At 69.0% G+C, this 13,321-nt stretch carries 10 protein-coding genes; all 10 read right to left on the reverse strand.

Annotation, left to right across the window (positions count from 1 at the left end; translation table 11 throughout):
* Window positions 1-53: 53 nt before the first annotated feature.
* On the reverse strand, window positions 54-1,712 hold the full coding sequence (nuoN, locus tag FCI23_RS03365; RefSeq protein WP_136721906.1) for an NADH-quinone oxidoreductase subunit NuoN: 1,659 nt from the start codon (window positions 1,710-1,712) through the stop codon (window positions 54-56).
* A complete protein-coding gene (locus FCI23_RS03370) occupies window positions 1,709-3,304 on the reverse strand; it encodes an NADH-quinone oxidoreductase subunit M (protein WP_136721907.1) in 1,596 nt (531 codons plus the stop codon). Before FCI23_RS03370 ends, nuoN begins: the two co-directional genes overlap by 4 nt.
* 70 nt (window positions 3,305-3,374) lie before the next feature.
* Window positions 3,375-5,318, reverse strand: a complete 1,944-nt coding sequence (gene nuoL, locus FCI23_RS03375; RefSeq protein WP_136721908.1) for an NADH-quinone oxidoreductase subunit L — start codon at window positions 5,316-5,318, stop codon at window positions 3,375-3,377.
* A 12-nt stretch (window positions 5,319-5,330) separates the two neighbouring features.
* Complete coding sequence (nuoK, locus tag FCI23_RS03380) at window positions 5,331-5,630, reverse strand: NADH-quinone oxidoreductase subunit NuoK (RefSeq protein ID WP_136721909.1); 300 nt, start codon at window positions 5,628-5,630, stop codon at window positions 5,331-5,333.
* Window positions 5,627-6,463 (reverse strand): NADH-quinone oxidoreductase subunit J, encoded by an 837-nt coding sequence (locus FCI23_RS03385; protein ID WP_136721910.1) that lies wholly within the window; start codon window positions 6,461-6,463, stop codon window positions 5,627-5,629. Before FCI23_RS03385 ends, nuoK begins: the two co-directional genes overlap by 4 nt.
* Window positions 6,460-7,137, reverse strand: a complete 678-nt coding sequence (gene nuoI / locus FCI23_RS03390; RefSeq protein WP_136721911.1) for an NADH-quinone oxidoreductase subunit NuoI — start codon at window positions 7,135-7,137, stop codon at window positions 6,460-6,462. The genes FCI23_RS03385 and nuoI overlap by 4 nt, the downstream gene beginning before the upstream one ends.
* Entirely contained in the window at window positions 7,130-8,521 is a 1,392-nt protein-coding gene (nuoH, locus tag FCI23_RS03395) for an NADH-quinone oxidoreductase subunit NuoH (protein WP_136721912.1), read from the reverse strand. The genes nuoI and nuoH overlap by 8 nt, the downstream gene beginning before the upstream one ends.
* A 172-nt stretch (window positions 8,522-8,693) precedes the next feature.
* Window positions 8,694-11,168, reverse strand: coding sequence for an NADH-quinone oxidoreductase subunit G (locus tag FCI23_RS03400; RefSeq protein WP_136721913.1), 2,475 nt, complete (start codon window positions 11,166-11,168; stop codon window positions 8,694-8,696).
* Window positions 11,165-12,502, reverse strand: coding sequence for an NADH-quinone oxidoreductase subunit NuoF (nuoF, locus tag FCI23_RS03405; RefSeq protein WP_136721914.1), 1,338 nt, complete (start codon window positions 12,500-12,502; stop codon window positions 11,165-11,167). Before nuoF ends, FCI23_RS03400 begins: the two co-directional genes overlap by 4 nt.
* Window positions 12,499-13,317, reverse strand: a complete 819-nt coding sequence (nuoE, locus tag FCI23_RS03410) for an NADH-quinone oxidoreductase subunit NuoE (protein ID WP_136721915.1) — start codon at window positions 13,315-13,317, stop codon at window positions 12,499-12,501. Before nuoE ends, nuoF begins: the two co-directional genes overlap by 4 nt.
* Between the last annotated feature and the right edge of the window lie 4 nt (window positions 13,318-13,321).

Here is a 13,321-nt window from a genome sequence, read left to right on the forward strand (position 1 = left end):
CGGGCGCCCCGGGACCGACCGATCCGGTCCTGGGGCACCGCCACCCGCAGCGGTCACCGCACGAAGACCCCAGCCTGCCCTGCCAGGTCCAGGAAGTACTGCGGTGCGACACCGAGCACCAGCGTCACCGCGACCCCGATCCCGATGGCCGTGTACGTCAGCGGGCTCGCGACCGCCACTGTCGGACCGTCGGCCTTCGGCTCGCTGAAGAACATCAGCACGATCACCCGGATGTAGAAGAACGCGGCGATGGCCGACGAGATCACACCGACGATCACCAGGGGCATCGCCCCGCCCTCCGCCGCCGCCTTGAAGACCGCGAACTTTCCGGCGAAGCCGCTGGTCAGCGGGATACCGGCAAAGGCCAGCAGGAACACCGCGAACACGGCCGCGACCAGCGGCGAACGCCGCCCGAGCCCGGCCCAGCGCGAAAGGTGGGTCGCCTCGCCATCGGCGTCGCGGACCAGCGTCACCACGGCGAAGGCGCCCAGCGTCACAAACGAGTACGCCGCCAGGTAGAAGAGCACCGACGAGACGCCGTCCTCCGAAGTCGCGATGACCCCGGAGAGGATGAAGCCCGCGTGCGCGATGGAGGAGTACGCGAGGAGCCGTTTCACATCGGTCTGCGTCACGGCGACGATCGCGCCGAGCAGCATCGTGAGTATGGCGACGCCCCACATCACCGGCCGCCAGTCCCACCTCAGCCCCGGGAGGACGACGTAGAGCAGCCTCAGCAGCGCACCGAACGCGGCCACCTTGGTCGCCGCCGCCATGAAGCCGGTGACGGGCGTGGGGGCGCCCTGGTAGACATCCGGCGTCCACATGTGGAAGGGGACGGCACCGACCTTGAAGAGCAGGCCCATCACGACGAGCGCGGCGCCGATCAGCAGCAGCGCGTCGTTGCCGGTCGTGGCGGCGAGCGCCGGGGTGAGCTTGGCGGAGCCGTCGATGACGTCGGCGATGCCGGAGTAGGTGACGGTGCCGGAATAGCCGTACAGCAGAGCGATGCCGAAGAGCAGGAAGGCGGAGGAGAAGGCGCCGAGGAGGAAGTACTTGACCGCGGCCTCCTGGGACAGCACCCGCCGGCGCCGCGCCAGCGCGCACAGCAGGTAGAGCGGCAGGGAGAAGACCTCAAGGGCGATGAAGAGCGTCAGCAGATCGTTCGCCGCCGGGAAGATCAGCATGCCGCCGATGGCGAAGAGCAGCAGCGGGAAGACCTCGGTGGTGGTGAAGCCGGCCTTCACGGCGACTTTCTCGGCGTCGCCGCCGGGAATCGCGGAGCCCTGGGCGGCGAAGGAGTCGACGTGCCGGCCGTGCGCCTTGGGGTCGAGGCGGCGCTCGGCGAAGGTGAAGACCCCGACGAGGCCGACCAGCAGGATCGTGCCCTGCAGGAAGAGCGCCGGGCCGTCGACGGCCACGGCGCCCATGGCGGCGATATGGGCCTTGGTGGAGGCGTAACCATCGGCGGCCAGAGCGATGACGGCGGCAAAGGCGGCGGCCAGACCGACCACGCTCACGCCCAGTTGGGCGAGATAGCGGGAGCGGCGGGGCAGGAAGGCCTCCAGGAGGATCCCGAGGACCGCCGCGCCGAAGACGATCAGGGTCGGGGCGAGCTGGGCGTACTCGATCTTCGGCGGAGTGATCTTGTCGGCGGCGGGAGTCGCTGCCGCGCTTGTCCACAGGCTGTGGACAATTGTTCCCGTGGCGCTCACTTCACAGCCTCCACAGCGGGCTTGGGGTCGGTCTTGTGCACATCGGAGAGGGTCTGCTTGACCGCCGGATTCACGATGTCGGTCACCGGCTTCGGGTAAACGCCCAGGAAGAGCAGCAGCGCGATCAGCGGTGCCACCACGAGCAGTTCCCGGACCCGCAGATCCGGCATGCCGTGGATGCCCGCCTTCACCGGGCCGGTCATCGTCCGCTGATAGAGGATCAGTACATAGAGTGCCGCCAGCACGATGCCCGCTGTGGCGACGATCCCGAGCGCCGGGTAACGGCTGAAGGTGCCGACCAGGACGAGGAATTCACTGACGAAGGGCGCCAGCCCGGGCAGCGAGAGGGTGGCGAGCCCACCGACCAGGAAGGTGCCCGCCAGGACCGGCGCCACCTTCTGCACACCGCCGAAGTCGGCGATGAGCCGCGAGCCGCGCCGGCCGATCAGGAAGCCGGCCACCAGCATCAGGGCGGCGGTCGAGATCCCGTGGTTGACCATGTAGAGCGTGGCCCCGGCCTGGCCCTGGGTGGTCATCACGAAGATGCCCAGGATGATGAAGCCGAAGTGCGAGATCGACGCATAGGCGACCAGCCGTTTGATGTCCCGCTGACCGATCGCGAGCAGCGCCCCGTAGATGATGCCGATCACCGCCAGCACCACGATCACCGGTGTCGCCCACTTGCTCGCCTCCGGGAAGAGCTGGAGGCAGTAGCGAAGCATCGCGAAGGTGCCGACCTTGTCGACGACCGCCGTGATCAGCACGGCCACCGGCGCCGTCGACTCCCCCATCGCGTTCGGCAGCCAGGTGTGCAGCGGCCACAGCGGCGCCTTCACCGCGAAGGCGAAGAAGAAGCCCAGGAAGAGCCACCGCTCGGTGGTCGTCGCGAAGTGCAGCTTGCCGGCCGCCCGCGCCTGCAGGATCTCCTGGAGGGAGAAGGTGCCGGTGCCGAGCTGGTGGGCAGTGGCCGCGTACAGGCCGATGACGGCGGCCAGCATGATCAGGCCGCCGACCAGGTTGTAGAGCAGGAACTTCACGGCGGCGTAGCTGCGCTGGCGCGCCGCCTCCTCCTCGCCGTGCGCATGGGCACGGTCCCCGAAGCCGCCGATGAGGAAGTACATCGGGATGAGCATGGCCTCGAAGAAGATGTAGAAGAGGAAGACATCGGTGGCCTCGAAGGAGAGCACCACCATCGCCTCCACGCCCAGGATCAGCGCGAAGAAGCCCTGCGTCGGCCGCCAGCGGCGGTTGGGGTTGACGTCTTCCAACGGGTCCGCGTCATGCCAGCCCGCGGCGATGATGAACGGGATCAGCAGTGCCGTCAGCCCGATCAGCGCGACAGCGATGCCGTCCACACCCAGCTCGTAGCGGACCCCGAAGTCCTTGATCCAGGCGTGCGATTCGGTGAGCTGATACCGCTCGCCGCCCGGATCGAACCGTACGACGATGATCGCAGCCAGGACGAGCGTCGCCAGGGAGAAGCCGAGCGCCAGCCACTTGGCGCCGGTACGGCGGGCGGCCGGGACGGCGGCGGTGACGATCGCGCCGACCGCAGGCAGCACGGCCGTCGCGGTAAGGAGAGGAAAGCTCATCGTTGACCGACCGCCCTCGTCGTGGGACTCGTCGTGAGAGTCGTGGAACTCGTCGTGAGATGGGAACGCTTCATGACACCGACCTCATGAGGAGAGTCGCCGCGACCAGGACCGCCGCACCGCCGAGCATCGAGACCGCGTAGGAGCGGACGTAGCCGTTCTGCAGCCGGCGCATCCGGCCCGACAGACCACCGACAGCGGCCGCCGTGCCGTTGACCACCCCGTCGACGACCGAGTGGTCGAGGTACACCAGGCCCCGGGTGAGGTACTCACCGGGCAGGACCAGCGCCACATGGTTGAAGTCGTCCTGAAGCAGGTCACGCCGGGCCGCGCGGGTCAGCAGGCTCCCGCGCGGGGCGGTCGCCGGTACGGGGTTGCGTCCGTAGACGGCCCAGGCAAGTCCCGCGCCGAGGAGCAGCACGACCATGGTGGCCGCCGTGACGGTCCCGGCGCCGACCGGCGAATTGCCCTCGGTGTGGCCGGTGACCGGCTCCAGCCACTTCACGAAGGCACTGTTGATGCTGAAAAGCCCACCGGCGAAGACGGAGCCGAAAGCGAGGACGATCATCGGGATGGTCATCGACTTCGGCGACTCGTGCGGATGCGGCACGGCGTGCTCGCCACGGGTCCCGGCCGCCGGCTCCGCGCTCGGCGCGTCCGGCGACGGCGTCGTACGCCACCGTTCCTCGCCGAAGAAGGTCATCAGCATCACGCGGGTCATATAGAAGGCGGTGATGGCCGCGCCCAGCAGAGCCGCGCCGCCGAGGACCCAGCCCTCGGTGCCGCCCTTGGCGAAGGCAGCCTCGATGATCTTGTCCTTGGAGAAGAAGCCGGACAGCCCCGGGAAGCCGATGATGGCGAGATAGCCGAGCCCGAACGTCACAAAAGTGACCGGCATGTACTTGCGCAGGCCCCCGTACTTGCGCATGTCGACCTCGTCGTTCATGCCGTGCATGACCGAACCGGCACCCAGGAAGAGCCCGGCCTTGAAGAAGCCGTGGGTGACCAGGTGCATGATCGCGAAGACATAGCCGATCGGTCCGAGCCCTGCCGCGAGGATCATGTAGCCGATCTGCGACATCGTGGAACCGGCGAGCGCCTTCTTGATGTCGTCCTTCGCGCAACCGACGATCGCGCCGAAGAGCAGCGTGACCGCGCCCACGGTCACCACCGCCATCTGTGCGTCCGGCGAGGCGTTGAAGATCGCCCCGGACCGGGTGATCAGATACACCCCGGCGGTCACCATCGTCGCCGCGTGGATCAGCGCCGAGACGGGGGTCGGGCCCTCCATCGCGTCACCGAGCCAGCTCTGCAGCGGCACCTGGGCCGACTTGCCGCAGGCGGCGAGCAGAAGCATGAAACCAATACCGGTGACCGTGGCGTGCTTGGCCTCACCGACGTGTGAGAGCACCGGGCCGAAGGCGAAGGTCCCGAAGGTGGTGAACATCAGCATGATCGCGATCGACAGGCCCACATCGCCGACGCGGTTGACGATGAACGCCTTCTTGGCAGCCGTCGCGGCGCTCGGCTTGTGCTGCCAGAAGCCGATCAGCAGATAGGAGGCGAGGCCGACGCCCTCCCAGCCGACGTACAGCAGCAGGTAGTTGTCCGCGAGGACGAGCAGCAGCATCGCCGCGAGAAAGAGGTTGAGGTAGCCGAAGAAGCGGCGGCGGCGCTCGTCGTGCTCCATGTAGCCGATCGAATAGATGTGGATCAGCGTGCCCACACCGGTGATCAGCAGCACGAATGTCATCGACAATTGGTCCAGCTGGAAGGCGACATCCGCCCGGAAGCCGCCGACCGGCACCCAGCTGAAGAGGTGGGAGTGCAGCGCCCGGTTCTCCCCGGAGCGGCCCAGCATGCCGGCGAAGAGCACCACGGCGAGGACGAAGGAGACACCCGCGAACAGGGTGCCGATCCAGTGCCCGGCGCGGTCCAGCCGCCGGCCGCCGGTCAGCAGGACGCCCGAGCCCAGCAGTGGCGCCAGGACGAGCAATCCGATGAGAGTTGACACAGGTTCGACCCCTTACAGCTTCATCAGGCTGGCGTCGTCGACCGAAGCCGAGTGACGGGAGCGGAAGATCGTCACAATGATCGCCAGGCCGACGACCACCTCGGCGGCGGCGACAACCATCGTGAAGAAGGCGATGACCTGGCCGTCGAGATTGCCGTGCAGCCGGGAGAAAGTGACAAACGCCAGATTGCACGCGTTCAGCATCAGCTCGACGCACATGAAGACGACGATCGCATTTCGCCGGATCAGCACCCCGGCCGCGCCGATGCTGAACAGCAGCGCCGACAGATACACGTAGTTGACCGGATTCACTTCGCTCCCTCCTCCGCCTCGGTGTGGACCCGTTCCAGCCAGTTGTGCGCGCGCGTTTCGAGCTCGGCGACGCCGGTCAGGGGCTCGCCCGACACATCACGGATCTGGCCGCGTCCGCGCAGCGTGGCATTGACGGTCAACTCGGACGGGGTGCCGTCGGGCAGCAGGCCGGGGATGTCCACCGCGTTGTGCCGTGCGTACACGCCGGGCGCGGGCAGCGGGGGGACCTGGATGTTCTCGCGCACCCGCAGCTCGGCGAGCTCGCGCTGGGTCTGACGCTCCTCGGTCCGCTCGCGGTGGGTGAGGACCATCGCCCCGACCGCCGCGGTGATCAGCAGGGCGCCGGTGATCTCGAAGGCCCATACGTACTTGGTGAAGATCAGGGCGGCCAGGCCCTGGACATTGCCGCCCGCATTGGCCTGGCCGAGTCCGGCGAAGGTGTTCAGCTTGGCGTTGCCGATGCCGGCGATCAGCAGGATCCCGAAACCGACGCCGCATGCGGCGGCCAGCCAGCGCTGGCCCTTTAGGGTCTCCTTGAGCGAGTCGGCGGCGGTGATGCCGACCAGCATGACCACGAAGAGGAAGAGCATCATGATCGCGCCGGTGTAGACGACGATCTGCACGATGCCGAGGAAGTACGCGCCTTCCGCGAGATAGAAGACGGCCAGCACGATCATCGTCCCGGCCAGCGACAGCGCGCTGTGCACGGCCCTCTTCATCAGTACCGTACCGAGCGCGCCCAGCACGGCGACGGTCCCGAGCAGCCAGAACTGCACCGCTTCGCCGGTCGAGGTGGTGCTCGCTACCGCTGCGAGCGTCGCGGTGGTGCTCATGCCTCGCCTCCTGTCCCGGCGGGCGCCGCGCCCCCGGTGGGCGGAACGCGCACGCCCGGCTCGGCCCCGGCCGCGGGCTCGGATTCGGGCACTTCGCCCTTGCTCCACGCCACCTGGCGCACCGTGCCGGGGGCGGCCTCGGTGACCAGGCCGCGGTAATAGTCCTGCTCGTCCATCCCGGGGTAAATGGCGTGGGGCGAGTCGACCATGGTCTCCTCCAGCCCGGCGAGCAGCTGCTCCTTCGTGAAGATCAGCGATTCGCGGCTGCTGTCGGCGAGTTCGTACTCATTCGTCATCGTCAGCGCCCGGGTCGGGCACGCTTCGATGCACAGCCCGCACAGAATGCAGCGCGCGTAGTTGATCTGGTAGACCCGGCCGTACCGCTCGCCGGGGGAGTAACGCTCCTCTTCCGTGTTGTCGGCGCCCTCGACATAGATCGCATCGGCCGGGCAGGCCCAGGCACACAGCTCGCAGCCGATGCACTTCTCCAGCCCGTCCGGGTGCCGGTTGAGCTGGTGGCGGCCGTGGAAGCGGGGAGCGGTGGGCTTCTTCACCTCGGGGTACTGCTCGGTCAGCCGCTTCTTGAACATGGCCTTGAAGGTCACGCCGAAGCCCGCGACCGGGCCAAGCAGGGGGGGCCGGGGGGGCTTCCCCGGGACAGTACCGTCAGGCATCGTCGGCCTCCTTTCCGTCACTGTCAGTATTGGGGCCACCACTGACAATCAGCTCGCGATCATGGCGGGAACGACGTCGGGGCACCGGCGGCAGCGTCTGGCCGGGCAGCGGTGGCACGGGGAAGCCGCCCGCCATCGGGTCGAACTCGACCGGTGGCGCGAGCTTCTCGGCCGCCTCGCGCTCCTTCTCCTCGCGGTCCCGGAAGACATCGACGATGAGGGAGATGAGCAGCAGCCCTAGAACCGCCCCGCCGACGTAGAGCAGGATCGACTGGAAGTTGTAGTTCTCGTTCCGCAACGCCCGGACCGTGGCGACCAGCATCAGCCAGACCACCGAGACCGGGATGAGGACCTTCCAGCCCAGCTTCATCAGCTGGTCGTACCGCACCCTTGGGAGGGTGCCGCGCAGCCAGATGAAGAAGAAGAGCAGCAGCTGCACCTTGATGACGAACCACAGCATCGGCCACCAACCGTGGTTCGCGCCCTCCCAGAAGGTGCTGATGGGCCACGGGGCCCGCCAGCCGCCCAGGAAGAGGGTGGTCGCGACCGCCGAGACGGTGACCATGTTGACGTACTCGGCGAGCATGAACAGCGCGAACTTGATCGACGAGTACTCGGTGTTGAAGCCGCCGACCAGGTCGCCCTCGGACTCCGGCATGTCGAAGGGGGCGCGGTTGGTCTCGCCGACCATCGTGGCGATGTAGATGAGGAAGGAGACCGGGAGCAGCACGATGTACCAGCGGTTCTGCTGCGCCTCGACGATCGTCGAGGTCGACATCGAGCCGGAGTAGAGGAAGACCGACGCGAAGGCGACACCCATCGCGATCTCGTACGAGATCATCTGGGCGCAGGAGCGCAGTCCGCCCAGGAGCGGGTACGTCGAGCCGGACGACCAGCCGGCCAGCACGATGCCGTAGATGCCGATGGACGCGGTGGCCAGGATGTAGAGGATGCCGATCGGCAGATCGGTCAGCTGCATCGGGGTGCGGTGCCCGAAGATCGAGACCTCGTTGTCGGACGGCCCGAAGGGGATCACCGCGATCGCCATGAAGGCCGGGACGGCCGCCACGATCGGCGCGAGGACGTAGACCAGCTTGTCGGCCCGCCTGACGACGATGTCTTCCTTCAGCATCAGCTTGATGCCGTCGGCGAGCGACTGGAGCATGCCCCAGGGGCCGTGCCGGTTGGGGCCGATCCGCAGCTGCATCCAGGCGACGACCTTGCGTTCCCAGACGATCGAGAAGAGCACGGTCAGCATCAGGAACGCGAAGCAGAAGACCGCCTTCAGCAGGATCAGCCACCACGGATCCCGCCCGAACGCCGACAGGTCGTCGGCCGCGAGGTGATTCAGGCCCACGGTCTGAACCGTTGAGATGGCGCTCATGGCCGCACCTCCATGGCCTCGAAGTTTGTTCCGGCCACGCAACCCAACTGGCTACTGCCGGTTCCGCACCGCCGGACGACGCCGTTTCGCCTCGCGCCGTGGCGGCGGGAGATACGTGCCGGAACCGTCCGGCGGTATTGAGCCGATCTCAGCCCATGGGGCAGGAGCGTGGTCACTGGGCCACCTCCTTCGCGGCTGCGGCGATCCTGACCACCTGGCCGGGCCCGGCGCCCAAGTCGTCCGGCACGCCGCCGCCCGTGGAGTTGAGCGGCAGCCATACGACCCTGTCGGGCATCGGCGTGATTTGGAGCGGCAGCCGTACGGAGCCGGCCGGGCCGGTGACCTCGATCTCCGCGCCGTCCGGCAGGCCGGCTTCGGCCGCAGTGGTGGCGGAGAGCCGGGCGACGGCGGGATGACGGGTGCCGGAGAGGGCCTCGTCGCCGTCCTGGAGGCGGCCCTGGTCGAGCAGGAGCCGGTGGCCGGCGAGAACGGCCTCGCCGCGTTCGGGGTGGGGCAGGCGGCGGGCGATGCCGAACGGCGGGGAGGCGTGCGGGCCGCTGTAGGTGGCGAGTTGGTTCAGCTCGCGCCGGGCGGCCGCCACATCGACGAGGCCGAGGCTGACACCGAGCGCGTCGGCCAGCATCGTGAGCACCCTGGCGTCCGGCAGCTGGTGGCGGGTGACCGTCTGGTCGGGCTTGAGGGCGGCCTCGAAGAGCCGGGCGCGGCCCTCCCAGTTGAGGAAGGTGCCCGGCTTCTCGGCGACGGCGGCGACAGGGAGGACGACATCGGCCCGGTCGGTGACCTCGCTCGGCCGCTGCTCCAGGCTGACGACGAAGCCGACCGCGTCCAGCGCCTCACGGGCCCTGCCGGGGTCGGGCAGGTCCGCGAGTTCGACACCGCCGATGAGCAGGGCGGCGAGCCCGCCGTCGAGCGCGGCGTCGAGGATCTCGCCGGTGTCGCGGCCGGGGCGGTGCGGGAGACCGGAGACGCCCCAGACCTCGGCTACGCCGGTTCGAGCCCCGGGGTCGGTGACGGGGCGGCCGCCGGGCAGCAGCCCGGGGAGGGCGCCCGCCTCGACCGCGCCCCGCTCGCCCGCCCGGCGCGGGATCCACGCCAGGCGTGCGCCGGTCGCGGCGGCGAGCGCAAGCGCGCTGGTCAGCCCGCCGGGTACGGTCGCGAGCCGTTCCCCGACCAGGATGACCGAGCCGTCGGCACGCAGTGCCTCGGTCACTTCCCGGCCCTCGGGGCGGTCCCCGGCGGTCAGCGCGTCGAGCCATTCGGACTCGGTGCCGGGCGCGGCCGGCAGCAGGGTGCCGCCCGCCTTTTTCAGGCCCGGGGTGGTGAAGGGCGCGAGCGCGAAGGTGCGCTGGCGGCGCTTGCGGTTGGCCTTGCGGAGCCGCAGGAAGACGCCGGGCGCCTCCTCTTCCGCCTCCAGCGCGACGAGCAGCACCACCGGGGCCTTTTCCAGCAGGGCGTACGTGACTCCGGTGCCGTCCAGGTCCCGGCCGCGGCCTGCGACAGCCGCAGCGAGGAAGTCCGCCTCCTCGGCGGAGTGCGGACGGGCCCGGAAGTCCACATCATTGGTGTCGAGGGCGACGCGGGCGAACTTGGCGTACGCGTAGGCGTCCTCGACCGTCAGCCGCCCGCCGGGCAGAACGCCGGTACGGCCGCGGGCCAGGCCGCGTGCGGCGGCCTCCAGCGCCTCCGGCCAGCTCGCCGGTTCCAGGACGCCTTCGGCATTGCGCACCAGCGGGTGCGTCAGCCGGTCGGGGCGCTGGGCGTAGCGGAAGCCGAAGCGCCCCTTGTCGCAGATCCACTCCTCGTTGACCTCGGGGTCGTCCGCCGCGAGCCGCCGCATGACCTTGCCGCGCCGGTGGTCGGTGCGGGTGGCGCAGCCGCCGCTGCAGTGTTCGCAGATGCTCGGTGAGGAGACCAGGTCGAAGGGGCGTGAGCGGAAGCGGTAGGCAGCCGAGGTGAGCGCGCCGACCGGGCAGATCTGGATGGTGTTGCCGGAGAAGTACGAATGGAAGGCGTCGCCCTCCCCCGTACCGACCTGCTCCAGCGCGCCGCGCTCCAGCAGCTCGATGAAGGGGTCCCCGGCGATCTGCTGCGAGAAGCGGGTGCAGCGGGCGCAGAGCACGCACCGCTCGCGGTCGAGCAGCACCTGTGTGCTGATCGGAACCGGCTTCTCATATGTGCGTTTTTGGCCTTCGAACCGTGTGTCGGACTGTCCGGCGCTCATCGCCTGGTTCTGCAGCGGGCATTCGCCGCCCTTGTCGCAGACGGGGCAGTCGAGCGGGTGGTTGATGAGCAGCAGCTCCATCACACCGCGCTGCGCCTTCTCTGCGACCGGCGAGGTGAGCTGGGTCTTCACCACCATGCCGTCGGTGCAGGTGATGGTGCATGACGCCATGGGCTTGCGCTGGCCCTCGACTTCGACGATGCACTGGCGGCAGGCGCCGACCGGGTCGAGGAGCGGGTGGTCGCAGAAGCGCGGGATCTCGATGCCCAGCAGTTCAGCCGCGCGGATGACGAGGGTGCCCTTGGGGACGGAGATCTCGATGCCGTCGATGGTGACGGAGACGAGATCCTCCGGGGGCAGCGCCGCCTCTCCGCCTCCGGAGGGTGCGTTGGTAGTGACAGTCACGCGTTCACCTCCAGGGAGGACTTGTCGGCCCACACGGTTGAGCGGGACGGGTCGAACGGGCAGGCCGCGAGCTCGATGTGCTTCTCGTACTCCTCCCTGAAGTACTTCAGGGAGGAGAAGATCGGGCTGGCGGCGCCGTCACCGAGGGCGCAGAAGGACTTTCCGTTGATGGTGTCGGCGATGTCGTTGAGCTTGTCGAGGTCGCTCGGCTTGCCCTTGCCTGCTTCGATGTCGCGGAGCAGCTGGACGAGCCAGTAGGTGCCCTCGCGGCAGGGGGTGCACTTGCCGCAGGACTCATGGGCGTAGAACTCGGTCCAGCGGGTGACGGCCCGCACCACGCAGGTCGTCTCGTCGAAGCACTGGAGTGCTTTGGTGCCGAGCATCGAGCCGGCGGCGCCGACGCCCTCGTAGTCGAGCGGTACGTCGAGGTGCTCTTCGGTGAACATCGGGGTGGACGAGCCGCCCGGGGTCCAGAACTTGAGCTGGTGGCCGGGGCGGATACCGCCGCTGATGTCGAGCAGCTGGCGGAGGGTGACGCCGAGCGGCGCCTCGTACTGGCCGGGGTTGGCGACATGCCCGCTGAGCGAGTAGAGCGTGAAGCCGGGGGACTTCTCGCTGCCCATCGAGCGGAACCACTCCTTCCCCTTGGTGAGGATGGAGGGCACCGAGGCGATGGACTCCACGTTGTTCACCACAGTGGGGCAGGCGTAGAGGCCTTCGACCGCCGGGAAGGGAGGCCGCAGCCGGGGCTGGCCGCGACGCCCTTCGAGAGAGTCGAGCAGTGCCGTCTCCTCGCCGCAGATGTACGCTCCGGCGCCCGCGTGGACGGTGAGTTCGAGGTCGAAGCCGGAGCCCTGGATGTCGCGGCCGAGGTAACCGGCGTCGTACGCCTCGGCGACGGCGTGGTGCAGTCGGCGCAGGACGGGGACGACCTCGCCCCGCAGGTAGATGAAGGCATGCTGCGAACGGATCGCGTGGCAGGCGATCACCATGCCCTCGATGAGCGAGTGCGGGTTGGCGAAGAGGAGCGGGATGTCCTTGCAGGTGCCCGGTTCCGATTCGTCGGCATTGACGACCAGGTAGTGCGGCTTGCCGTCTCCCTGGGGGATGAACTGCCACTTCATGCCGGTGGGGAAGCCGGCGCCGCCGCGTCCGCGCAGCCCGGCCTCCTTGACCAGGGCGATCACATCGTCCGGCGGCATGGCGAGCGCCTTCTTCAGGCCTTCGTACCCGTCGTGCCGTCGGTAGGTCTGCAGCGTCCAGGACCGCGGTTCGTCCCAGAAGGCCGAAAGCACCGGTGAGAGGACCTTCTCCGGCGAGTGCACGGTCATCATTCCCCCTCCTCGCCTTCCGGACGTCCCGACGGGTGGTCGGCGTCCGAGGCAGAGGTCTCCATAGGTGCGTCGTGGGAGCTGAGATGTTCGGCGCCCGGCTGGGGCGGCTCGTCGTGCGGGGGTTCCCGGCGCGGCGATACGACCCTGGCCGGCGGCGCCTCGCCCTTGTGCAGGCGCAGGCCGGCGAGCGAGGCGGGGCCCGCGCCGCCGCTCGCCTCGACCGCACCGGGGCGTCGGTCCGGGAACCCGGCGAGGATTCTGGACGTCTCCTTATATGTGCACAGTGGAGCGCCCCGGGTCGGTTCGACGGTCCGCCCTGCCCGCAGGTCGTCGACGAGGCGCTTGGCCGATCCGGGCGTCTGGTTGTCGAAGAACTCCCAGTTGACCATCACGACGGGTGCGAAGTCACAGGCCGCGTTGCACTCGATGTGCTCCAGGGTGACCTTGCCGTCCTCCGTCGTCTCGCCGTTGCCGACGCCGAGGTGCTGCCTCAGCTCGTCGAAGATCGCGTCGCCGCCCATGACCGCGCACAGGGTGTTGGTGCAGACCCCGACCTGGTACTCACCACTCGGCCCGCGCCGGTACATGGAGTAGAAGGTGACGACCGCGGTGACCTCGGCTGTCGTCAGGTCCAGCAGCTCGGCGCAGAAGCGGACGCCGGTGCGGGTGACGTACCCCTCCTCGGCCTGGACGAGGTGCAGCAGCGGCAGCAGGGCGCTGCGGCTGTCGGGATAGCGGGAGATGATCTCGCGGGCGTCCGGCTCCAGCCGCTGCCGTACGCCGGCCGGGTACTCCGGCGCGGGCAGCTGGGGCATGCCC

Origin of the sequence: Actinacidiphila oryziradicis, from assembly GCF_005047355.1 — a bacterium.
Lineage (GTDB): Bacteria > Actinomycetota > Actinomycetes > Streptomycetales > Streptomycetaceae > Actinacidiphila > Actinacidiphila oryziradicis.